Below are 23,315 nucleotides of genomic sequence, written 5' to 3' on the forward strand. Positions count from 1 at the left end.
GCCGTTCACTTCGTGTCCATAGCCGTTCAGCCGTTTCGCTGGAGGGTTGATTCGAAGGTCTGCGTGTCAAGCGGGCCTGACACACGCAATGCTCGTACGAAGGCGCGGCGCGCGAGAGCTTTCCCGACGCACGCGTCCGTCTCGTGCACCCACGCACCCCGTCCCGGCAGGACCGCCCGCTCGTCTCTGACGAGGACCGACCCCTCCGCGACCACGCGCAGAAGCGATGATCGGGGGGCGCGTGCGCGGCATCCGACGCACGTTCGTACAGGTTCCATGGTACACCTCGCCGTCACCGCGGCGATCGGACGCTCAGTTGTCTTCGAGGATGCTGTCCGGCTGGATGTCGATCTTCGCGCCGGTCAGTTTGGCCGCCAGACGGGCATTCTGGCCTTCCTTGCCGATGGCCAGCGACAGCTGGTAGTCGGGCACGAGGGCACGGACGGCCTTGGTGGTGGCGTCGAGGACGAAGCTCGAGGTCACCTTCGCCGGCGACAGCGCGTTGGCGACGAACTTCGGCAGCTCGGCGTCGTAGTCGATGATGTCGATCTTCTCGCCCGCGAGTTCTTCGGTGACGGCGCGCACGCGGCGGCCCAGCTCGCCGATGCACGCGCCCTTGGCGTTGACCGTCGGGTCGTTGGCCTTGACCGCGATCTTCGAGCGGTGACCCGCCTCCCGGGCGAGGGACACGATCTCGACGAGGCCGGCGGCGATCTCGGGCACCTCGAGCGCGAAGAGCTTGCGCACCAGCCCGGGGTGGGTACGCGACACCGTGATCTGCGGACCCTTGTTCCCCTTGGCGACCGAGGTCACGTAGACGCGCAGGCGCGAGCCGTGCGCGTAGGTCTCGCCCGGAACCTGCTCCTCGGGCGGCAGGATCGCCTCGACGGTGCCGAGGTCGACGTGCACCATGCGCGGGTTCGGACCCTGCTGCACGACACCGGCGACGATGTCGCCTTCCTTGCCCTTGAACTCCCCCAGCACGGCGTCATCGGCGATGTCGCGCAGACGCTGGCTGATGACCTGCTTCGCGGCGAACGCGGCGATACGACCGAAGTCGTCGGGAGCCTGCTCCTCTTCGCCGACGACGACGCCCTCGTCGTCGAGGACGGGGGTGAAGATCCCGACGTGGCCGCTCTTGCGGTCGAGTTCGGCGCGCGCGCCGGCGGGGATCTCACCGGTGGGCGAGATGTGCTTGGCGTAGGCGGTGAGGATCGCCTGCTCGATGATCCGCGCGAGTTCGTCGAAGGGGATCTCCTTCTCGCGTTCGATCGTCTTCAGAAGTGCGAGATCGATGTCCACAAGACCCTCCGTATTCAGCTCTCGTCGACGCGAATGGCGCCGACAACCCTCCTACGATACCCGGGATGCCGCCTCCCCCGCGACCCTCGGGCGCATACGGCATCCGGTCGCCACCGACACGACTCCCGCACATCCAGCGGTTCGCCGGATCGAGCCCGGCGGGCGCCGCACTCCGCAGGAGTTGTGCGCAGAACGCGGCCGTCGCGGCCAACCGGAACGACGGATGCCACGACCCCGAGGCCGTGGCATCCGGTGCTCAGTTGACCGGGGTGGCGTGCCAGATCCGGTCGAGGTAGTCGCGCATCGCACGGTCGGAGGAGAAGAAGCCGCTGCGCGCGACGTTGAGGATGGCCGAACGCACCCAGGCGTCCTGGTCGGCGTACGCGAGATCGACCCGCTCCTGCGCGTCGATGTACGAGCCGAAGTCGGCGAGCGCCATGAAGCGGTCGTCGTAGAGGAGGTTGGAGATCAGCGGCTCGAACACCGTCCGGTCCCCGCCCGAGAACGTGCCCGCGGCGATCAGGTCGATGGCCCGCCGGAGACGCTCGTCCTCCTGGTAGAAGTCGGCGGGACGGTATCCCTCGGCCCACAGGGCCTCCACCTCGGGCTCACTCATGCCGAAGAGGAAGAAGTTGTCGTCGCCGACGAGCTGTCGTATCTCGACGTTCGCGCCGTCGTCGGTTCCGATCGTGAGGGCGCCGTTCAGCGCCAGCTTCATGTTGCCGGTACCCGACGCCTCTTTGCCGGCGAGCGAGATCTGCTCCGACAGGTCGGCGGCCGGGATGATGCTCTCGGCGAGGGTCACGTTGTAGTTCGCGGGGTACAGCACCTTCAGCCGTCCCTCGACGCGGGGGTCGGCATTCACCACTTCACCCACCGCGTTGATGAGGTGGATGATGTGCTTCGCCATCGCATACCCGGGCGCCGCCTTCGCGCCGAACAGGAACGTGCGCGACTGGACGTCCGCCACGTTCACGCGCCCCGACACGATGCCGTCGTAGGCGCTCACGATGTGCAGGACCTTGAGCGTCTGGCGCTTGTACTCGTGCAGGCGCTTGATCATGACGTCGAGGAGATGCCCGTCGTCGAGGGTCGTGCCGTCACGCGCGGCCAGCACGTGGCTGAGCCGGCGCTTGTTGGCGGCTTTGACCGCCGCGAAGCGCTCACGGAATTCCGGGTCGTCGGCGAACGCCTCGAGGCCCCGGAGGCGCTCGAGGTCGACGGTCCAGCCGGCGCCGAGCGTCTCGGTGATGAGTGTCGAGAGCTCGGGGTTCGCCAGGCGCAGGAACCGCCGCGGAGTGACGCCGTTGGTGACGTTCGTGAACTTCTCCGGCCACATCTTGGCGAAGTCCTTGAGGACGTTGTCGCGCAAGAGCTGCGAATGCAGCTCGGCGACACCGTTGACCTTGGAGCCGGCGACCGTGGCGAGGTACGCCATCCGCACCGAGCGGTAGGGGTGCTCTCCGATGATGGACATGTCGCGGATGAGCATCTCGTCGTCGCCGAAGCGCTCGCGCACCTCGAGCAGGAACTCGTCGTTGATGCGGTAGATGATCTCGAGGTGGCGCGGCAGGAGCCGGCCCAGCAGGTCGACCGACCACACCTCCAGCGCCTCCGGCAGCAGCGTGTGGCACGTGTACGCGAAGCACTTCTGCGTGATCGCCCACGCGGCATCCCATTCCATGCCCTTGTCGTCGATGAGCACCCGCATGAGCTCGGGCACGCCGATCACGGGGTGGGTGTCGTTGAGCTGGAAGATGACACGTTCGGGGAGGTTGGCGAGATCGAAGCCCTTGGGCAGCACGTTCTCGACGAAGTCGGCGATGGATGCCGCGACGAAGAAGTACTGCTGCTGGAGCCGCAGCTCCTTGCCCTGGGGGGTGGAATCCTCCGGGTACAGCACCTTGGAGATGTTCTCGGCGAAGGTCTGCGCGCGCACCGACTCGACGTAATCGCCGGAGTTGAACGTGTGGAGGTCGAATGCGTTCGTGGCCACTGCTCGCCACAGGCGCAGGGTGTTGACGCGGCCGTTGTGGTAGCCCGGGACCATCATGTTGTACGGCACCGCCAGGACGTTCCAGTCGGGCACCCAGCGCGTGCGTTCGACACCGTCGTCGTCGTACGTCTCGGTGCGGCCGCCGAAGGAGATCGTCTGCGCCGCCTCCGGGTGCGGGAAGTCCCACGGCGAACCGAGCCGCAGCCACGCGTCGGGCTGCTCGACCTGCTGCCCGTCGGCGAACGCCTGGCGGAAGATGCCGTACTCGTATCGGATGCCGTAGCCGATTGTGGGGATGCTCATCGTCGCGAGCGAGTCGATGAAGCACGCGGCGAGGCGGCCGAGACCGCCGTTGCCGAGTCCGGGCTCGATCTCCAGCGCCCGCAGGTCGTCGATATCGATCCCGCACTGCGCGAGCGCCTCGGTCGCGATGTCGGTCAGCCGCGCGGCGAGCAGATTGTTGTCGAGTTGGCGGCCGAGCAAGTACTCGGCCGAGAGGTAGCACACCGTCTTGGACTGCTGCCTGCTCTGCTGGGCCTGATCGTCGAGCCAGCGCGCCATCAGGTAGTCGCGGACGGTCCCCGCGAGTGCCAGGTAGCGGTCGTTGTCGTCGGATGCCGACAGCGCGACGCCCTGGTCGAAGTTCAGGTTCTGCAGGAACCGGCGGACGAAGCCGTCGACCGACGCCGGAGGGGCCGCCACGGGGGCGAGCGCGAGCGGGTGAGTCGGGCGGAGCTCGGACGCGGAGGAAGTGTTCTCGGGCACGGTTCGACCGTAATGAGAAGCGCCCGTGCGCGCCAAGAGGCAACGGGATCGACACAGGAACTTCACCCCGCCGCCGCATGCCCGAGGCGTCGCGGCGAGCTTCAGTCGAGGTCGGGGTTCCGGCCCGTGCGCTCGCCCGTGTCGAGCGTCGCGATCCGGGCGTGGTCGTCGCTGTCCAGCGTGAAGTCGAACACCTGGCCGTTCTCGCGCAGGCGATCCAGCGACACCGACTTGGGGAAGACGACGAGCCCACGGTCGAGGTGCCAGCGGATCACGACCTGCGCCGCCGTCTTGCCGTAGCGCGCCGCGATCTCGGAGAGCACCGGTTCGTCGAGCAGTCCGCCGCGCGCGAGCGGCGCCCACGATTCGGTCACGATCCCGTGCTCCATGTTCCACTCGACGAGCTCGCGCTGCGGGAACCGAGGATGCAGTTCCACCTGATCGATGACGGGCAAGACGCCCGTCTCGTTGCGGAGGCGCTCGATGTGCACGGGCGAGAAGTTGCTGACGCCGATCGAGGTGACGCGGCCCTCCTCCTGCAGACGCACCAGCGCCCGCCAGGTGTCGACGTAACGGTCCGCGCTCGGGATCGGCCAGTGGATCAGGTAGAGGTCGACCCGGTCGAGTCCGAGGCGCTCGGCGCTCGCGTCGAAGGCGCGGAGCGTCGCGTCGAAGCCCTGGTCGTCGTTCCAGACCTTGGTCGTGACGAACACGTCCTCCGGGGCCAGACCGGACGCGCGAAGGCCCTCGCCCACCTCGCGCTCGTTGCCGTACAGCGCCGCCGTGTCGATGTGCCGATAGCCCGCGGCGAGCGCCCCGGCGACGAGATCCGCGGTGACCTCGGCGGGCACCTTATAGGTTCCGACGCCGAGCTGAGGAATGGAGGAGCCGTCGGCCAGGGGGATGCGGGGCGCTGCGATCATGGCATCCACGCTATCCGCCGCCTGAGGCATCAGGCCGTGAGCCGCGCGAGGGCCTCGGCAACGGGGAGCGTCTCGCGCTCGCCGGTGCGGCGGTCCCACAGCTCGACCTCGCCATCGGCGGCACCGCGCCCGACGATGAGGATGCGCGGGATGCCGACGAGCTCGGCGTCGCCGAACTTCACGCCCGGCGAGACCTTGGGGCGATCGTCATACAGGACGTCGAGTCCCGCCGCCTGGAGCTGCTCGGACACCGACGCCGCGAGGTCGAACGCGACCGCATCGCGGCCGGTCGCGACCACGTGCACGTCGAACGGTGCGACCGACGCGGGCCAGATGAGGCCCTTCTCGTCGTTGTTGAGCTCGGCGATGATCGCGAGGATACGGGTCACGCCGATGCCGTACGAGCCCATCGTGACGGTCGCGAGCTTGCCGTTCTCGTCGAGCACCTTGAGACCCAGGGCCTCGGCGTACTTGCGACCGAGCTGGAACACGTGCCCGATCTCCATGCCGCGGGCGAGCTCCACCGGGCCCGAACCGTCGGGGGCCGGGTCGCCGGGGCGCACGGTCGCGGCCTCGACGAATCCGTCGCCCACGAAGTCGCGGCCGGCGACCAGCGCGTGCACGTGCTTCTGGTCGATGTTGGCGCCGGTGATCCACGCGGTCCCGTCGACCACGCGCGGGTCGAGCAGGTACCGGATGCCGGTCGCCGACTCCTCGCCGAGCACGGGGCCCGTGGGCGACCAGGGCCCGATGTAGCCCTTCACCAGGAGCGGGTGCTTCGCGAAGTCCGCCTCGGTGGCGGCCTCGACCTCGGCGGGGGCGAAGGCCACCTCGACGCGCTTGTCGTCGATGTCGCGATCGCCGGGGATGCCGACGACGACGATCTCACGCGTGCCGTCGAGGTGGGTGAGCGCGAGCACGACGTTCTTGAGCGTGTGCGCGGCCGTCCACTCCGCCGCGTCCGCTGTGGCCGGGCCGGCGATGCCGGGCGCGGGGGCGTCCAGGTGCGCGTGCGCGTGGTCGACGAGGGTCGCGATCGTGGGGGTGTTCGGCGAATCGAAGATCACCGGCGCGGGCAGTCCCTCGATGGGGAGCGGTTCGGGCACCTCGGTCGTGAACGCCTCGACGTTCGCGGCGTACCCGCCGGCCGAGCGGACGAAGGTGTCCTCGCCGATGGGCGTCGGGTGCAGGAACTCCTCCGACTTCGACCCGCCCATCGCGCCGGCGTCGGCGGCGACGATGACGTATTCGAGCCCGAGGCGCTGGAAGATGCGCTCGTACGCGTCGCGTTGCGCCTGGTACGAGGCATCCAGTCCCGCGTCGGTCGCGTCGAACGAGTACGCGTCCTTCATCGTGAATTCGCGGCCGCGCAGGAGACCGGCGCGGGGACGCGCCTCATCGCGGTACTTTTCCTGGATCTGGTAGATCGTCAGCGGCAGGTCCTTGTACGACGAATACAGATCCTTCACCAGGAGCGTGAACATCTCCTCGTGCGTGGGGGCGAGGAGGTAGTCGGCGCCCTTGCGGTCCTGCAGGCGGAACAGCGCATCACCGTACTCCTCCCAGCGGCCGGTGACCTCGTAGGGCTCACGGGGCAGCAGCGCCGGGAAGTGCACCTCGAACGCTCCGGCGTTCCCCATCTCCTCGCGCACGACCGTCTCGATCTTGGCCTTGACCCTCAGCCCCAGCGGGAGCCACGCGAAGACGCCCGGGGCGTTGCGACGGATGTAGCCGGCGCGCACGAGCAGGCGGTGGCTCGTGACCTCGGCATCCGAGGGATCTTCGCGGAGCGTGCGGAGGAAGTAGTTCGAGAGACGGGTGACCACGATCATCGAGTCTAGAGCGGTGGATGCCACCGCCTCAGCCGAGCGTGGCCAGGACGGCCGCGGCAGCCTGCGACATCTCTTCCTGCGACATGCTCCGGGTTCCGACCGTCAGGACGTTCGGACCCGATTGCACGAGCACGAGCGCCGCCGACGCGGTGAAGTCGGGGAAGTACCAAGCGGCATCCGCGCCATCGACCGGGATCGGGGTTCCGCCGCGCCGGGCGATCTCGTCGAGATCAGGGGACGCGCCCGGTCCGAACATGAAGTCGACCACCGTGGCCGTGCCCTCGGGCGCGGACAGGTTGTCCACGGCGCAGTAGGCGGCGGCACCCCGTTCGCTCATCACCTGCCAGCTGAACCCGCGCGGGTAGTAGTCGCCGCGGTGATCGACGACGTCCCCGCGACCACGGGTGCGGTCGACGGCATCGCGGACGTCGGAGCATTCCGGAACGACCCACGCCCCGACCGGGAGCGATCGAGCTGTCCCGGGCGACAGTGCGGCGCGCTCGCCGACTGCTGCGGCGAGCGCCGTCAGCTCCTCGGCGCGCGAGGCCCACACGAGCACCGCGGCATCGTCGAAGCGTTGCGCGTAGTCGCACGAGTACCCGTCGGTACAGTCCGGGACGACGCCGACCTCGGCTCGCACGTTCTCGGGGACGACCGCCCACGGAAAGACCGCGACGCCGACGGCCTGGTACCCGTCACCCGTCGCCACCCATTGACAGGAGACACCCCCGAGAACACTCGCGCTCTGCGCCGACAACCCGTTCGACAAGGCCATGGGAACGCCGACGACGGATGACACCGCGTCCTCCGTCAGCACGGCGGCGCAGTCCCCATCGAAGGCGACGGACGGGGCGACCGTGGTGGGCGAGGGGGTCGGGGTCGGCGTCGGGCTCGGGGCGACCGATTCCGTCAGGGTGGGCGAGGGCGTGGTCGCGATCTGCGGGGCCGACAGAGTCGACGTCGCCACCGCACCCCCCGCGATCGCCGCCACCAGCACCGCCGCGACCGATCCAGCGATCCACGCGTTCCGATGCGCACCCGCCGGCTTGATGTCACGGGCACCACCGAGAATGCGAGAACGCATCGCCGCGCGCTCGTCGGGTGTCAATTCGTCGTTCACGACGCCGCCCCTTCCCACGCGAGCTCGTCGCGCAACTTCGCCTTGGCTCGCGACAGACGAGACTTCACCGTTCCTGCGGGGATCCCCAGGGTCTGTGCGACCTCGCGCTCGGAGAAGCCCTCCAACACCGCCAGAACCATCACCGACTGCTCCCGCTCGGGCAGACGCTTCAGCGCCGCCATCACGCCGCTGTCGTCGTGATCGTGCGACACCGGCTCCGCGACCGGCGCGCGATCAAGCAGCGTCCGGTAGCGACGCGCCGAACGCTCCAGATTCCGCGCGCAATGCGCCACCGTGTTCACCAACCACGGCAACGGCGACCCGTCCACCAGACGCACAGACGCCCGCTTCCGCCACAACTCGAAGAACGCCACCGTCACGGCATCCTTCGCATCCTCTCGGTGCGTCAGCAGCCGCGATGCATGGCGAAACAGCCGCCCCTCGTACCGGTCGAACAGCCCCGCGAGAGCGAGCTCATCCCCCTCGCGCACACGTGCCCACAGCCCGGCGTCGTCATCTTCCACACTCCGTAGTGTCCGGGACACGGGAATCGGTTCCCTCCCGCCGTGCCGGTTCGATAACGAAACAACAACGCGCCTCCGTGCCCCGGCGGCACCCTAGGGCGAGGGCATGCGTCCCCGCTGGATCGCCCTCCTCAGCGCGTCGATCGCCGTCCTGACGGGCGTCATGGTGTGGGTGGCGGTCGGTGCCGGTATCGGGATCGGCGGCGGTTTCCCGGGCATGCGCGGGAGCGACGTGGAGTCGTCCGAGTTCACCGCGACCGCGTTCTTCACGGTCTCCCCGGACGGTGGGCTCACCCCCGAGCCCGGAGAGCGGGCGCGCCGCGTCTGGGACGAACTCATCCGCGTCACGACGGTCGAGTTCGCGGCATCCGAGATCAGGGAGTACCAGGTCGGAGACGACGCCGACAGCGACACCCTCGCCTACGTTGCGAGCGCGTCGGACGACCCGACGAAATGGGCGTTCGCCGCGAACCTCGCCTACGCCGACGACGATGATCTGCTCCTGTCGACCCTCGTCCACGAGTACGCGCACCTGCTGAGCCTCGGTGAGGACGACGCCGATCCGTCGGCCGTGGAATGCGAGACCGAATGGACCGGGTCCGGATGCCTCCTACAGGATGCCGATCTCGAACGTTTCGCCCAGCAGTTCTGGTCCGACTACACCGACGCTCCCGCGCGCGACAACGTCGACTCCGACGTGGCGTGGGACTTCTACCGAGCGCACGAGGACGACTTCGTCAGCGACTACGCCGCGACGAACGCCTCCGAGGACTTCGCCGAGACGTTCGCGACGTACGTCATCGAGCCCAGCGGTCCACGGGCGGGGATCATCGCGGAGAAGTTCGCGTTCTTCGACGCGCTGCCGGAGTACGCCGGCGCGCGTGAGCGCATCCGCGCGGAGTTCGGACTCGGCTGAACCGACGTAGCGTGAAGGGGTGACCACGATCCTCCTCACGGGCTTCGAGCCTTTCGCCGACGATCCGACCAACCCGTCCGGGGACGCCGTCCGCCTCATCGCCGAGCGCTGGTCCGGCCCCGAGGCGCTCGTGGTGGAGGTGCTGCCGGTCATCTTCGCGAAAGCGTCCGCGCGCCTCGGAGCGCTGATCGCCCAGCACTCCCCGACTGTCATCGTGGCCGTGGGCCTCGCAGGCGGCCGCACCGCCGTGACGCCGGAGCGGGTGGCCATCAACCTCGCGGACGCGCGGATTCCCGACAACGACGGCGGCCGGCCTCTGGATCGACCGATCATCGACGGCGGTCCGGCCGCCTACTTCGCCACGCTCCCGGTGAAGGCGATGACCGCCGCGATCGCTGAAGCGGGTGTCCCGGCGGCCCTCTCCCACTCCGCCGGCACGTTCGTCTGCAACCACGTGATGTTCACGGCGCTGCACGAAACCGCCGACATCGACGGCATCCGGGCCGGTTTCGTCCACGTGCCCTACGCAACGCAGGACGCTCCGGAGGGCGCCTTCTCCCTCCCCCTCAACGAAATCGTTCGCGGGCTCGAGGCCGCTCTTCGTGCAGCGATCGACTCGCCGGTGGACGCGACTCTCCCGGGCGGAACGCTGCACTGAGTGTCGCTCAGGCCGCGCGCCGCCGTCCGAGGTGCAGGGCGGCCCGGACCACCAGCCCGGCCAGCAGCGCCCAGAACGCCGCGCTCACCCCGGCCACCGCCACGCCCGAGGCCGCGACCAGGAATGTCACGACCGCCGGCATCCGCTCGCCCGGATCGTCGATCGCCTGCTGGATCGCCGACCCGAACGCGGCGAACAACGCCACTCCCGCGACGGCGGGGATCACGCCGGCCGGCGCGAGCAGCACCAGCGCCGCGAACGCCGACGACAGTACCGCGAGCACGAGGTACGACCCGCCCGCCGAGATACTCGCGAGCCACCGCCGCTGGGGGTCGGGGTGGGCGTCGGGGCCGGCCGCGATGGCGGCACTGATCGCCCCGAGGTTGATGGCGTGTGCGCCGGCGGGGGCAGCGAGGGCCGAGCCGAGACCCGTCACGATCATCGCCGGGCGCCAGGGCACCGTGTAGCCGAGGCTGCGCATCACGGCAACGCCGGGCACGTTCTGCGACGCCATGGTCACCACGAACAGGGGCAGCCCGATGCCGACCACTGAGCCGAAAGTCAGGGTGGGCATCACGAACTCGATGCGCGGAACCAGGGTCGCGGCATCCACCTGGACGCCCGACCGGAAGATCCCGATGACGATCACCGCCGTGGCCGCCGCGAACGCCAGCGGCACGGCCCACCGCGGCAGCAGTCGCGCGGCGACGAGCCACACGACGAGCACGGGTGCGACACCCCACGGGTCGGACACCAGGCCCGTGAACGGCGCCACGCACAGGGGCAGGAGCACACCGGCCAGCATCGCCTGGGCGATCGACGGCGGGATGCGGGCGATGAGCGCGCCGAGCGGTGGGAAGAAGCCCGCGAGCAGGATCAGGGCCGCCGAGACCAGGAATCCGCCGACGACCGCCGGCCAGCCGCCGTCCACGGCGCCGGTGGCCGCCAGGAGCGCGACTCCGGGAGTGGACCACGCGATCGTGATGGGCATGCGGTACCGCGCGCCGACGAAGAGGCATCCGAGTCCGACGACGACGCACAGGGCCAGCAGCCCGCTGGCGGCCTGATCGGCGGTCGCGCCGACCGCGCGGAGGCCGGTGAGGACGACGGCGAACGTGCTCGTGAATCCGACGAGGGCCGTCACCACACCGGCGATGATCGGGCGGGACGCGGGCGCGCCGGGAGAATGGGAAGCGGTCATACGGCTCCCGACGCTACCGGGTTCGGCGCCGCCAGCATGCGGGCCACCGCCGCACGGGTGGCCTGGCGTCAGGCCGTGATGACCTGGGCCGTGCCGGGAGCGGCGTTCGGGCCCATCTCGTCGGCGAGGCGGTTGGCCTCTTCGATGAGCGTCTGCACGATGTCCGCCTCGGGCACGGTCTTGATGACCTGACCCTTGACGAAGATCTGCCCCTTGCCGTTGCCGGACGCAACGCCGAGGTCGGCCTCGCGGGCCTCACCCGGGCCGTTGACGACGCAGCCCATGACGGCGACGCGCAGCGGCACGGTCATGTCCTTCAGGCCCTCGGTGACGTTGTCGGCGAGGGTGTAGACGTCGACCTGCGCGCGACCGCACGAGGGGCACGAGACGATCTCGAGCTTGCGCTCGCGCAGGTTCAGCGACTGCAGGATCTGGTGGCCGACCTTGACCTCCTCTGCCGGCGGCGCCGAGAGCGAGACGCGGATCGTGTCGCCGATGCCCTCGGACAGCAGGATGCCGAAGGCCGTGGCGCTCTTGATCGTCCCCTGGAACGCGGGCCCCGCCTCGGTGACACCGAGGTGGAGGGGCCAGTCGCCCCGCTCGGCGAGCAGGCGGTACGCCTTCACCATGACGATGGGGTCGTTGTGCTTGACCGAGATCTTGAAGTCGTGGAAGTCGTGCTCTTCGAACAGCGACGCCTCCCACACGGCGCTCTCCACGAGCGCCTCAGGGGTGGCCTTGCCGTACTTCTCGAGCAGACGCCGGTCGAGCGAGCCGGCGTTGACGCCGATGCGGAGCGACACGCCCGCATCCTTCGCGGCCTTCGCGATCGCGCCGACCTGGTCATCGAACTTGCGGATGTTCCCGGGGTTCACGCGCACCGCGCCGCACCCGGCGTCGATCGCCTGGAAGACGTACTTCGGCTGGAAGTGGATGTCGGCGATGACCGGGATCTGACTCTTCTTGGCGATGATGTGCAGCACGTCGGCGTCGTCCTGCGACGGGACGGCGACGCGCACGATCTCACAGCCGGATGCCGTCAACTCGGCGATCTGCTGGAGCGTGGCGTTGATGTTGGTCGTCGGCGTCGTGGTCATCGACTGGACGCTGACGGGAGCGTCACCGCCGACGAGGACCTTGCCGACCTTGATCTGGCGGGTCTTGCGACGGGGAGCGAGGACCTCCGGTACGCGGGGCATCCCGATGTTCACTGCAGGCACGCCCTCAGCCTACGCCGCCGCACCCGAGCGGGGGCTGAAGGGGGCTCTGTGGTAGCTTCGTCGCCATGCGCGCGTATTCCAGCTGGTGGCTCACCGTCTAGGCGGTGAGCACGCGTGCGACAGACCGCCCTCCCTCGGGATTCGGGCGGTCTTCGTGTTTCCGGACGCCGCCCGGGACCCTCGATCACTGACGGAAGTACTTCGATGACCGGGCCCGACCCCTCCTCCTTGATCCACGACCTCCTCGACGGCACCGCGCCCTTCGCATTGATCGCGCGCGACGACGCCACCGTCGAGGTCCTCACCGGCACCGTGGTCGACGTCGAACTGCTCGCCGACATTCCGCTGGTAGACGCCGACGGCACCCGCCGGGAGGTGTTGGCGCTCGTCCCCTACCGCCAGGTGCGCGAGCGCGGGTTCATCGCCCACGACGACGGCGCGCCGCTGCGCTGCCTGGTGATCGAGGAGCGGATGCCACTCCCCCGCGCCGCGGTGCTGGCATCCCTTCCCTCGGCCCCCGTCGCACTGCAGGACGCCGGGTTCGACATCGACGACGAGGCGTACGCCGACATCGTCCGGCGGGTGATCGCGGACGAGATCGGCCGCGGCGAGGGGGCGAACTTCGTCATTCGGCGCGACTTCGTCGCCGGGGTGGACGCCGACCCGCGCGTCGCGGCGCTGACCTGGTTTCGCGCGCTGCTCGAGCACGAGAAGGGCGCGTACTGGACCTTCGCGGTCGTGACCCCCGGCCACATCGCGGTGGGGGCGAGCCCCGAGGCGCACGTCAGCGCCCGCGACGGCATCGTCACGATGAATCCCATCTCGGGCACGTTCCGCCACCCGCAGGGCGGCGCGACGGCCGACACGCTCGCGGAGTTCCTGCGTTCCACCAAGGAGACCGAGGAGCTCTTCATGGTGGTCGACGAGGAGTTGAAGATGATGAGCGCCGTCTGCAGCGACGGCGGGCGCATCACCGGGCCGCACCTCAAGGAGATGTCGCGCCTCACGCACACCGAGTACATGCTGCGGGGCCGGAGCACGCTCGACCCGCGCGACATCCTCCGCGAAACGATGTTCGCCCCGACCGTCACGGGCTCGCCGATGCAGAACGCCTGCACCGTCATCGCCCGGCACGAGACGGCCCCGCGCGGCTACTACTCCGGCGTCGCCGCGCTGTTCACACCGAACGGCGCGACCGAGGGCCCCACGCATGATCTGGACGCCCCGATCCTCATCCGCACCGCGTACCTCGTCGACGGTCGGCTTCGCGTCCCCGTCGGTGCCACGCTCGTGCGCCACTCCGACCCGTACGGCGAGGTCGGCGAGACGCACGGCAAGGCCGCGGGCGTCCTGGGCGCCATCGGCGCGATCCCGCGCGACGTGCCGACGCTCCCGGCCGACGCCGACCCCGACGCTCCGGTCGCCCCGCGTCGCCCCCTCGCCGAGGATCCCGCGATCGCTGAGCTCCTGGCATCCCGCAACGAGCGCCTCGCGCCGTTCTGGATGAACCCGCAGGATCCCGACGGTTCCGGGCCTTTCGCGGGCCGCACCGCTCTCGTCGTCGATGCCGAGGACCGCTTCACGACGATGCTCGCCCATCAGCTGCGCCACCTGGGCCTGGATGCCCGGATCGTGCACTGGTCCGAGGCGACGGACGCGGACGTGGATGCCGCCGACCTCGTGGTCGCCGGCCCCGGTCCGGGCGATCCGCGGGATGACGCGAGCGACCGCATCTCCGCGATGCATCACGTGGTGTCACGCCGCCTTTCGCGCCGCGCACCGCTTCTCGCGGTGTGCCTGAGTCACCAGGTGCTGGCCGACCAACTGGGCATCGACCTCGCCCCGCTCCCCCAGCCGCACCAGGGGCTGCAGAAGAGCGTCGACGTGTTCGGCGAGCGCGCGTCCATCGGGTTCTACAACACGTTCACCGCGCGGCTCCCCCAGACGCTGCCCGACGGCGTCGAGGTCGCAGCAGACCCCGTAACGGGTGACGTCTACGCCCTCCGCGGCGAGCGGTTCTCGAGTGTGCAGGGCCACCTCGAGTCGATCCTGTCGCGCGACGGCATGCGCACCCTCGAGCGTCTGATCGCCGCCGCCCTCTGACGCGTTGCGCGTGCGCAACTCCTGCAGATCGGGCTCGATCTGCCGTCACTCAACGCGGCGCCGCTCTTCTGCAGGAGTTGTGTCCACGCGTCACAGCAGCTGGACCGGGTTGAAGACGTCGGCGAGGAACAGGATGCCGCCCATCCCGATGAGGAGGATGACCACGACGAAGGTCACGGGCACGAGTTTCGTGGCATCCACGGGTCGGGCGACCGTGCCTCGCAGGCGGGCGAACCAGCGCTTCAGGCCGTCCCACAGCGCGACGACGACGTGCCCGCCGTCCAGCGGAAGCAGCGGGATGAGATTGAACACGAACAGCGCGATGTTCAACGCCGCGAGCAGGCCGATGATCGCCTGCACCCGGGCGAGGATCGGGGCGTCGATCGCGGCGAACTCGCCGGCGAGGCGGCCCGCGCCCACGACGCTGAGCGGGCCGTTGGGGTCACGCGGCTGACCGGTGAACAGGTCGACCGCGGTGTCATAGACGCGAACGGGAAGCTGCGACATGATCTGCGCGACCTGGCCCACCTGCTGGATCGTGGCCTCGGGGCCTGCCCAGATCGGCTGCGGCATGAGCGCCGACTGCGGGCTGAGGCCCGCGAAGCCGACCGTTCGGAATTCCGGCTGTCCCGTGGCGTCCAGGACCGGGCGGCCGTTGGCATCCGTCACCGCGAGATCCGTCTCAATGGGCGTGATGGTCACCGTCTGTTCGGCCCCGTCGCGCTCGACGATGATCGGCAGGGACTGACCCGGCGAACGTTGGATGATCGCCGCGGCCTCCTCGAAGGTGGACACCGGAGTCCCCCCGATCGAGACCAGGACATCGCCGGGCAGGATGCCGCCCGCCGCCGCCGGGGCGACCGGGTCGGCCGGCGTGCAGTCGTTGCGGTTCTCGCTCGCGGGGATCACGCACTGCGAGACAGACGCGACGGTCGTCGTTCCCTGCGTGACGCCGATGGCGCTCACGGCGATGGCCGACAGCACGAAGGCGAGCAGGAGGTTCATCACAGGCCCGCCGAGCATGATGACGATGCGCTTCCAGACGGAGAGTTTGTAGAAGACCCGTTCGTCGCCGGCAATCATCGTCTCGGCGTTGGCGTCGCGGGCGTCTTGGATCATCGTGGCGAACAGCCGCGATCGCCGGGTGGGCTGCACGTCGCCCGCGGGAGCGGGCGGGTACATGCCCGACATCGAGATGAATCCGCCGAGCGGGAGGAGCTTGACCCCGTACTCGGTCTCGCCGATGCGGCGCGACCACAGGGTGGGCCCGAAGCCGATCATGTACTGGCCGACGCGCACGCCGAACAGCTTGGCGGGCACGAGGTGCCCGATCTCGTGCAGGGCGATCGAGACGGCCAGGCCAATCACGAGCACGAGCACGCCGATGAGGAAGGCGATCGCGGTCACTCGCCGACGATACCGCCGTTGCCCTTTGAACCTCCCGTGCGGTGGCGGTGCGGGGGCTGTGCGGGGTCGGATGAGACAATGGCAGGGATGCCGATCGACACGCCCTCCCACCTCCCGCCCGTCCTGCGACCGGCGCACCCGCCGCGCCGCGACCTCTCGGAGTTGGCCCGCCGTTTCGGCGAGCGCAGCATCGGCGACGTCGAGGGCACCGTCCTCACCGGCATCACCCTGGCGACGGCGGATCTCCGCGCCGGCGAGGCGTTCGTAGCCATCCGCGGCGTGAACCGGCACGGCGCCGAGTTCGCGGTGGCTGCCGCCGAACGCGGCGCGACCGCCGTGGTGACCGACGATGCGGGCGCCGAGATCGCCGCGGCCGCGGGGCTGCCGATCGTCGTCGTCGCCGATCCGCGCGCGCTCCTGGGCGATCTGTCGGCCTGGGTCTACGGCACGGGCCCCGACGACGACCTTCCGCAGTTGCTGGCGACGACCGGCACCAACGGAAAGACGAGCGTGTCGCACCTGCTCGAAGGCATCCTGGGCCAGCTCGGCGTCGTCACGGGCCTGTCGTCCACGGCCGAGCGCCACATCGCGGGCGAGGTCATCGTGTCGCGGCTCACGACGCCCGAGGCATCCGAGTTCCACGCGCTGCTCGCGCTCATGCGCGAGCGCGGTGTCGAGGCCGTCGCGGTCGAGGTGAGCGCGCAGGCGCTGACGCGGCATCGTGTCGACGGGCTCGTCTTCGACGTCGCCGGGTTCACCAACCTCACCCACGACCACCTCGACGACTACGCCGATATGCGCGAGTACTTCGAGGCGAAGCTCCCGCTGTTCCGCGCCGATCGTTCGCGGCGCGGCGTCGTCTGCCTCGACTCCCCCGCGGGCGCCGAGATCGCCGCCCGCGCCGACATCCCGGTCGTGACGATCATCACGCCCGCGATCGCCGCCGACCCGGCCGCCGACGCCGACTGGACCGTCGACATCGTCGAGGAACGCCAGGACGGCACGGAGTTCACGCTGCGCGACCGCGGGGGACGTTCGCTGACGACCGTCGTCCCGGTGATCGGTCGGCACATGGCGGCGAACGCGGGCCTCGCGATCGTGATGCTGCTCGAGGCCGGCCACACGTGGGAGGCGCTGACCGAGGCCCTCGACGGTCGCCGGATCGCGGCATCCCTTCCGGGGCGGACGCAGCTCGTCTCCGGGCCCGACGGGCCGGCGGTCTACGTCGACTTCGGCCACTCCCCCGACGCGTTCGAGAAGACGCTCGCCGCGGTGCGGCGCGTGACGCCGGGCCGTGTCGTCATGCTCTTCGGCGCCGACGGCGACCGCGACGCGACGAAGCGCCACGACATGGGGCGCACGGCGGTCGAGGGCAGTGACGTCCTCATCGTCACCGACCACCACCCCCGACACGAGGATCCGGATGCCATCCGCGCGGTGCTCGTGGAGGGGGCTCGCCGCGCGCGCCCCGACGCCGAGATCCATGAATCCACGCCGCCCGAGCGCGCGATCCTCGAGGCGGTGGCGCTCGTCGGCGAGGGTGACGCGATCCTCTGGGCCGGCCCCGGCCACCAGGACTATCGCGACATCCGCGGCATCCGGACCCCGTACTCGGCCCGCGAGCTGTCGCGCCGCGCGCTCCGCGCCGCCGGCTGGCCGGTGCCCGACCCGGCCTGGCCGGTGCCGTACCCGGCCGACCGCACGCCGTCGTCCGACCCCGAACGCCCGGTCGACTTCCCCGCCTGAGTCCGCGAGCTCATCCGCCGCGGCCGCGGTGCGCGCAACTCCTGCAGCGTGTGTGCAACGCGCGCGGCGAGGGCCGCGGCATCCGGTCCCGCCGGAGTTGTGTCGGCGGCCAGCCGAGGGCACGCCGCGCCCGGGGCACCCGCACAAGTCCTGCGCAACGGGGCACCGCACACACCCTGGCGGCCCGGGCGGAGGGTTCCGCCGGAGTTGTGCGGGCGGGAGATCGAGTGGGAGCCCGCACCGGGCGGGTCAGAGGGCGGCGATGACGGCGTCGGCCGTACGGCGGGCCCACGCCTCGGCGTCGGCCAGCGACTCCCGGCTCAGTGCGGTGGGCGCATCGTGGCGCTCGACGACATGCTCGATGACCTCGACGATGCCGAGGAAGCTCAGCCGACCCTCGTGGAAGGCGTCCACCGCCTGCTCGTTCGCGGCGTTGAACACCGCCGGGTAGGTGCCGCCGGCGCGGCCGACCCGCTTGGCGAGGGCGACGGAGCCGAACGCCTCTTCGTCGAGCGGTTCGAACGTCCACTGCGTCGCGGCCGTCCAGTCCAGCGGCGCGCCGACGCCGGAGATCCGGTGGGGCCAGTCGAGGCCCAGGGAGATGGGCAGCCGCATATCGGGCGGCGACGCCTGCGCGATCGTCGAGCCGTCGAGGAACTCGACCATCGAGTGCACGATCGACTGCGGGTGCACCACGACCTCGATGTGCTCGTACGGGACGTCGAAGAGCAGGTGCGCCTCGATGACCTCGAGGCCCTTGTTCACCAGCGTCGCGGAGTTCGTCGTCACGACCCGCCCCATGTCCCAGGTGGGGTGGGCGAGGGCCTGGGCGGGGGTGACGTCGATGAGTTCGCCCCGCGAGCGACCGCGGAACGGACCCCCGGATGCCGTGAGCACGAGCCGGCGCACCTCGCGGGCTTCGCCCGAGCGGAGCGCCTGCGCGATCGCGGAGTGCTCGGAGTCGACCGGGACGATCTGACCGGGAGCGGCCAGGCGCGTGACGAGGTCGCCGCCCACGATGAGGGATTCCTTGTTCGCCAGCGCGAGCGTCCGGCCCGCCTCGAGCGCCGCGAGGGTGGGACCGAGCCCCACCGACCCGGTGATGCCGTTGAGCACCACGTCAGCGTCGATGTCCCGCACGAGCTGTTCGGCCTCGACGGCTCCGAGGGCGACGTCGTCGACGCCGAACTCCGCCGCCTGCGCCTCCACGCCCGCGCGGTCGCTGCCCGCGGCGAGACCGACGACCTCGAACCGGTCCGAGTTGGCCCGGATCACATCGAGGGCCTGGGTGCCGATCGAACCGGTGGAGCCGAGGATGACGACGCGACGCATCCGCTCAGCCTACTGAGCAGCTGCCGCCGCGTGCTGGACACCGAGGATGTCGACGACGAACACGAGCGGAGCGTTGGCGGGGATATCCCCCTGGCCCGCCTCGCCGTACCCGTCGGAGGCCGGCATGACCACGAGGACCTGCGAGCCGACGGTCTGGCCCTCGAGCGCCTTCCGGAAGCCCTGCACGACGCCCGTGGTGGAGAACTGAGCGGGCTCGCCGCGTTCCCAGCTGGAGTCGAAGACGGTGCCGCCGTCGTACAGCGCGCCGGTGTACTGCACGATGACCTGGTCACCGGGGTTCACGACGTCGCCGTCGCCCTCGCGGAGGTTCGCGACCCGCGTTTCGGTCGGAGCCGGCGCGTCGGGCATGGTGATGGTCGGCGCACCGGAGTCGTCGAAGGTCACGGTGGGCAAGCCCTCCTCGGGCGCTACCTCGGTGCCCTCCGCGCGGGTCGGGAGCTCCTCGATGGCGTCGGCGACGAGGATGAACGCCGGGGAGCCCTCGCCGAGCGCCCCTGCCGGGAAAGCGGAGACCGTGCGCGAACCGATGGTGGCGCACTCGAGCGCGGCGCCGAAGATCTGCTGCGACGAGATGAGCGTGTCCATCCCGTCGGGCGCCGTCGTCTGGGTCTCGAGCTGGACCTCACCCGAAGAGGCATCCACGAGGGTGAAATTGGCCTTCAGGACGTCGCCGGAACGGACCTGCTCGCCGGGTCCTTCGACGAGCGTCGTGCGCTCGAGGCCCTCCGGCGCATAGCCGTCCGGGAGCGTGACCTCGACCTTGCCCTGGAAGTCGCCCGACACCTGCACGTCGCTCGACACCTCTCCCGCGGAGAGCGCGCTCTGACAGGCGGACGCGTCGGCGGAGCCGCTGGCGTCCGGCGTCGAGCTGTCGTTCGACGAGCCCGTGCACCCCGCGAGGAGAAGCACCGCTGCGGCGGCGACGGACAGGGAAGCGATCGGGCGGATGCGCACGGCGGACCTCTCGAAGAGAACAGGGACGTGCCCCATCATCCCCCATCCGGCTTTGGTGCCGCTGGGAGCCCCATGCACAGCGGCGTATGCCGCGGGCAGTAGCCTCGTCGAGTGAGTTCCGACGAACCGGGCGGCACCCCCGCCGCCCCTCCGAAGCAGATGGGCGCGGCCTACGGTCTCGGACGCTTCTTCATCGCCCCGCTCGCGCGAGCGATCTATCGCCCCCGCGTGGAGGGGCGTGAGAACGTCCCGCGGACGGGCCCGGTGATCTTCGCGAGCAACCATCTCTCGTTCATCGACTCCGTCGCCATTCCCGTGGCCTCCCCCCGCCCCGTCCACTTCCTCGCCAAATCGTCCTACTTCGAGAAGTGGGCGTCACGGCAGTTCTTCACCGCGATCGGCGCCATCGCGGTCGAGCGCGGTGCCGGGCAAGCCGCTCTCGACGCCCTCGACCAGCAGCGGGCTCTCCTGGAGGACGGCCGAGCGGTGGCCCTCTACCCTGAGGGCACCCGCTCCCTCGACGGGCGTCTGTACAAGGGCCGCACCGGTGTGGCCTTCCTTGCTCTGCAGACCGGCGCCCCGGTCGTCCCGGTGGGCCTCATCGGCACCGACAAGGTCATGCCCGTCGGCGCCAAGGTCCCCACCACGAAGGAACGGATCACGGTCCGCTTCGGCGAGCCCCTCGATCTGTCCCCGCACGGTCCGGCCTCGTCCGGACGCGCGCGACGCGGCGCGACCGACGAGATCATGGCCGCGATCCACGCGCTGAGCGAGCAGGAACTCGCCAACGCCTACAACGAGGTGCCGGCCCAGAATCCGATCGACCGCATCAAGCAGGTCCTCCCGCACGAGCGCATCTGAGCGCACGCCCTTGACGTGGCGGCCCCTGGCGAGCAGGGTCGGAAGAGGTGGGCCCGAACCCGCCGCAGCCACGACGAGGAGGCACCCGTGAAGAAGTTCGTCAACGACCCGGCAGACGTGCTGGCGGAGGCTCTGCGCGGCATCCACGCCGCTCATCCCGACCTTCGCATCGACACCGAGAACCGCGTCATCCTGCGGGCCGAACCGACGCGCGACGGCAAGGTCGCGCTCGTCTCGGGCGGCGGATCGGGCCATGAGCCGATGCACGGCGGATTCGTCGGGCGTGGCATGCTCGACGCCGCCGCGGCCGGCGAGGTGTTCACCTCCCCCACCCCCGACCAGGTGCTGGCGGCGACCCAGGCCGTGGATTCCGGCGCGGGCGTGCTGCACATCGTGAAGAACTACACCGGCGATGTGCTGAACTTCGAGATGGCCGTCGAACTCGCCGCCGCCGAGGGCGTACGGGTCGAATCCGTCGTCGTCGCCGATGACGTGGCCGTGCAGGATTCCACGTGGACGGCGGGGCGCCGCGGGACCGGCACCACCGTGATCCTCGAGAAGATCGTGGGCGCTCTGGCCGAGGAGGGGGCCGACCTCGACGCGGTCGCCGCCCTCGCCCGCCACGTCGCAGATGCCGGGCGCTCGATGGGCGTGGCCCTCACGAGCTGCACGGTGCCCGCCGTCGGACACCCCACGTTCGAGCTCCCCGAGGACGAGATGGAGGTGGGCGTCGGCATCCACGGCGAGCCCGGCCGCAGCCGCGTGAAGCTCGCCACCGCTCGGGAGGTCGCGAAGCTCATGGTCGACCCGATCGTCCACGACTTCGGCGCGCCCGTCGGACCCGCCATCGTGCTGCTGTCGGGTCTCGGCGGCACCCCGCTGATCGAGCAGTACCTGCTGTACGGCGAGATCGCGCCGCTGTTGGCCGAGGCCGGGGTCGACGTGCAGCGCGTGCTGGTCGGCGACTACATCACGAGCCTCGACATGGCCGGAGCATCGCTCACCGTCGTGAAGGCCGACGACGAGTTCCTGCGCCTGTGGGACGCCCCGGTGGTGACCCCCGGCCTCCGGTGGGGCGCATGAGCGGCGCCGTCTCGACCGACGACCTCGTCGCCTGGATCCGGGCGTTCCGGGATGCCGTGCGGGAACACCGCGACGACCTCACGGCCTTGGACTCGGCGATCGGCGACGCCGACCACGGGTCGAACATGGCGCGAGGGCTCGATGCCGTCGTGGCGAAGCTGGAGACCACCCCGGCCTCGGCGCCCGACCTGTTCAAGACCGTGGGGATGACCCTCGTGTCGTCGGTGGGCGGCGCGAGCGGGCCGCTCTACGGCACGTTCTTCCTCCGGATGGGGCCTCCCCTGTCCGACAGCGTGGACGCCGCATCTCTGGGGGCCGCGCTGCGCGCCGGCGTGGACGGAGTGGTCGCGCGCGGCAAAGCCGAACCCGGCGACAAGACGATGATCGACGCTCAGCTGCCCGCCGTCGCCGCGTGGGATGACGCGGTCGACGGCGGCGCCGACGCCGCGGACGCGGCGACCGCCGCGGCGGAAGCCGCCGCACGGGGCCGCGACGCCACCGAGCCGCTCGTCGCCCGCAAGGGACGCGCGAGCTACCTGGGCGAGCGCAGCGCCGGGCACATCGATCCGGGCGCAGCCTCGTCGGCGCTGCTGTTCCAGGCGCTGAGCGACACCCTGGCGGCCCGCCGGTGATCGGAATCGTCGCGGTCTCGCACAGCCGGCCGCTCGCCGAGGCCGCCGTCGACCTCGCGCTGCAGATGGGCGGCGACGAACCGCCCTCCGTCCGCGTCGCCGCGGGCGGTCCGGACGGGGATCTGGGAACGGATGCCACGGCGATCGCCGAGGCCATCGATGCGGCCGACTCCGGTGAGGGCGTGCTGGTGCTGATGGATCTGGGCTCGGCTCTGCTGAGTGCGGAGATGGCGCTGGAGTTCAGCGCGGCGCCCGAGCGGGTCGTGCTGAGCCCGGCGCCGTTCGTCGAGGGTCTTGTGAGCGCGGTCGTGACGGCGGCGGGTGGCGGGGCGCTGGGAGAAGTCGCCGCAGAGGTGGCCCGCGCCGCGGACGCGAAGCGCGCTCAGCTCGGAGCGACCGAGGCCGTCGCGCCCGCGCCGTCCCCCGCCGCACCGACGGATGACGCCCTCTCGTTCGAGACCACGGTGATCAATCCGTCGGGTCTGCACGCCCGACCGGCCGCGACCTTCGTCAAAGCGGCGTCCCGCTACGACGCCGACGTCCAGATCGAAGAGGTGGGCGGCGAAGCGCCCGCCGTCTCGGCCCGCAGTCTGCTGGCGCTCATGGCGCTCGGTGTCCGTCAGGGTGCGCGCGTGCGGGTGAGCGCCTCGGGACCTCAGGCGAAGGACGCCCTCGACGACCTGCGGTCCCTGATCGACGACGGTTTCGGAGAGGTCTGA

The 23,315-nt window shown here is 70.5% G+C and carries 20 protein-coding genes; 8 read left to right on the forward strand and 12 right to left on the reverse strand.

What is annotated here, in order from left to right; translation table 11 throughout:
- Positions 1-26: 26 nt before the first annotated feature.
- The 7 genes from D8Y23_RS01645 to D8Y23_RS01675 all read right to left on the reverse strand — a co-directional run bounded on the left by D8Y23_RS01645 (position 27) and on the right by D8Y23_RS01675 (position 8,483).
- Positions 27-278 carry a YlxR family protein gene (locus D8Y23_RS01645; protein ID WP_076490888.1) on the reverse strand — a complete coding sequence of 84 codons (252 nt, stop codon included), beginning with the start codon at positions 276-278 and terminating at the stop codon, positions 27-29.
- Between the two features lie 34 nt (positions 279-312).
- Positions 313-1,302 (reverse strand): transcription termination factor NusA, encoded by a 990-nt coding sequence (nusA, locus tag D8Y23_RS01650; RefSeq protein WP_128216434.1) that lies wholly within the window; start codon positions 1,300-1,302, stop codon positions 313-315.
- 256 nt (positions 1,303-1,558) lie between these two features.
- On the reverse strand, positions 1,559-4,063 hold the full coding sequence (locus D8Y23_RS01655) for a glycogen/starch/alpha-glucan phosphorylase (RefSeq protein WP_428844460.1): 2,505 nt from the start codon (positions 4,061-4,063) through the stop codon (positions 1,559-1,561).
- A 101-nt stretch (positions 4,064-4,164) separates the two neighbouring features.
- Entirely contained in the window at positions 4,165-4,986 is an 822-nt protein-coding gene (locus D8Y23_RS01660; RefSeq protein WP_128216435.1) for an aldo/keto reductase, read from the reverse strand.
- 29 nt (positions 4,987-5,015) lie between these two features.
- A complete protein-coding gene (locus D8Y23_RS01665; RefSeq protein WP_128216436.1) occupies positions 5,016-6,812 on the reverse strand; it encodes a proline--tRNA ligase in 1,797 nt (598 codons plus the stop codon).
- A 34-nt stretch (positions 6,813-6,846) separates the two neighbouring features.
- Positions 6,847-7,938, reverse strand: a complete 1,092-nt coding sequence (locus D8Y23_RS01670) for a hypothetical protein (protein WP_128216437.1) — start codon at positions 7,936-7,938, stop codon at positions 6,847-6,849.
- Complete coding sequence (locus D8Y23_RS01675) at positions 7,935-8,483, reverse strand: sigma-70 family RNA polymerase sigma factor (RefSeq protein ID WP_342672097.1); 549 nt, start codon at positions 8,481-8,483, stop codon at positions 7,935-7,937. The genes D8Y23_RS01670 and D8Y23_RS01675 overlap by 4 nt, the downstream gene beginning before the upstream one ends.
- Before the next feature lie 85 nt (positions 8,484-8,568).
- Here D8Y23_RS01675 and D8Y23_RS01680 point away from each other — a divergent pair, with 85 nt between their 5' ends.
- Together D8Y23_RS01680 and pcp are read left to right on the forward strand one after the other, a co-directional pair.
- Entirely contained in the window at positions 8,569-9,378 is an 810-nt protein-coding gene (locus D8Y23_RS01680; protein ID WP_128216439.1) for an NADH:ubiquinone oxidoreductase subunit 4 (chain M), read from the forward strand.
- Between the two features lie 19 nt (positions 9,379-9,397).
- On the forward strand, positions 9,398-10,036 hold the full coding sequence (gene pcp, locus D8Y23_RS01685; RefSeq protein ID WP_205796724.1) for a pyroglutamyl-peptidase I: 639 nt from the start codon (positions 9,398-9,400) through the stop codon (positions 10,034-10,036).
- A gap of 7 nt (positions 10,037-10,043) precedes the next feature.
- Here the strand turns inward: pcp and D8Y23_RS01690 are convergent, their stop codons facing one another.
- Together D8Y23_RS01690 and ispG are read right to left on the reverse strand one after the other, a co-directional pair.
- The gene (locus tag D8Y23_RS01690; protein ID WP_128216440.1) at positions 10,044-11,237 is read right to left on the reverse strand and encodes a benzoate/H(+) symporter BenE family transporter; all 1,194 of its coding nucleotides are present in this window, start codon (positions 11,235-11,237) and stop codon (positions 10,044-10,046) included.
- 68 nt (positions 11,238-11,305) lie between these two features.
- The gene (ispG, locus tag D8Y23_RS01695; protein ID WP_187288855.1) at positions 11,306-12,457 is read right to left on the reverse strand and encodes a flavodoxin-dependent (E)-4-hydroxy-3-methylbut-2-enyl-diphosphate synthase; all 1,152 of its coding nucleotides are present in this window, start codon (positions 12,455-12,457) and stop codon (positions 11,306-11,308) included.
- A 204-nt stretch (positions 12,458-12,661) separates the two neighbouring features.
- Between ispG and D8Y23_RS01700 the strand changes: the two genes are divergently transcribed.
- Positions 12,662-14,560, forward strand: coding sequence for an anthranilate synthase family protein (locus D8Y23_RS01700; protein ID WP_128216441.1), 1,899 nt, complete (start codon positions 12,662-12,664; stop codon positions 14,558-14,560).
- A gap of 90 nt (positions 14,561-14,650) precedes the next feature.
- Here the strand turns inward: D8Y23_RS01700 and D8Y23_RS01705 are convergent, their stop codons facing one another.
- Positions 14,651-15,967, reverse strand: coding sequence for a M50 family metallopeptidase (locus D8Y23_RS01705; RefSeq protein ID WP_128216442.1), 1,317 nt, complete (start codon positions 15,965-15,967; stop codon positions 14,651-14,653).
- Positions 15,968-16,054: 87 nt separating this feature from the next.
- Between D8Y23_RS01705 and D8Y23_RS01710 the strand changes: the two genes are divergently transcribed.
- On the forward strand, positions 16,055-17,713 hold the full coding sequence (locus tag D8Y23_RS01710) for a Mur ligase family protein (RefSeq protein WP_128216443.1): 1,659 nt from the start codon (positions 16,055-16,057) through the stop codon (positions 17,711-17,713).
- Positions 17,714-17,962: 249 nt separating this feature from the next.
- Here the strand turns inward: D8Y23_RS01710 and dxr are convergent, their stop codons facing one another.
- Both dxr and D8Y23_RS01720 read right to left on the reverse strand, forming a co-directional pair.
- Positions 17,963-19,045: a 1-deoxy-D-xylulose-5-phosphate reductoisomerase gene (dxr, locus tag D8Y23_RS01715; protein WP_128216444.1), complete on the reverse strand. Its 1,083-nt coding sequence runs from the start codon at positions 19,043-19,045 to the stop codon at positions 17,963-17,965.
- Positions 19,046-19,054: 9 nt separating this feature from the next.
- Complete coding sequence (locus D8Y23_RS01720) at positions 19,055-20,020, reverse strand: FKBP-type peptidyl-prolyl cis-trans isomerase (protein ID WP_128216445.1); 966 nt, start codon at positions 20,018-20,020, stop codon at positions 19,055-19,057.
- Positions 20,021-20,179: 159 nt separating this feature from the next.
- On the opposite strand from D8Y23_RS01720, the gene D8Y23_RS01725 reads away from it, so the two are divergent.
- The 4 genes from D8Y23_RS01725 (at position 20,180) to dhaM (ending at position 23,315) form a co-directional block, all read left to right on the forward strand.
- Complete coding sequence (locus tag D8Y23_RS01725) at positions 20,180-20,881, forward strand: lysophospholipid acyltransferase family protein (RefSeq protein WP_240663728.1); 702 nt, start codon at positions 20,180-20,182, stop codon at positions 20,879-20,881.
- A gap of 87 nt (positions 20,882-20,968) precedes the next feature.
- Positions 20,969-21,964, forward strand: coding sequence for a dihydroxyacetone kinase subunit DhaK (gene dhaK, locus D8Y23_RS01730; protein ID WP_128216447.1), 996 nt, complete (start codon positions 20,969-20,971; stop codon positions 21,962-21,964).
- Positions 21,961-22,596: a dihydroxyacetone kinase subunit DhaL gene (dhaL, locus tag D8Y23_RS01735; RefSeq protein ID WP_128216448.1), complete on the forward strand. Its 636-nt coding sequence runs from the start codon at positions 21,961-21,963 to the stop codon at positions 22,594-22,596. Before dhaK ends, dhaL begins: the two co-directional genes overlap by 4 nt.
- Positions 22,593-23,315, forward strand: coding sequence for a dihydroxyacetone kinase phosphoryl donor subunit DhaM (gene dhaM / locus D8Y23_RS01740; RefSeq protein WP_128216449.1), 723 nt, complete (start codon positions 22,593-22,595; stop codon positions 23,313-23,315). The genes dhaL and dhaM overlap by 4 nt, the downstream gene beginning before the upstream one ends.

Origin of the sequence: Microbacterium enclense (assembly GCF_004022425.1) — a bacterium.
GTDB classification, from domain to species: Bacteria; Actinomycetota; Actinomycetes; order Actinomycetales; family Microbacteriaceae; genus Microbacterium; species Microbacterium enclense_A.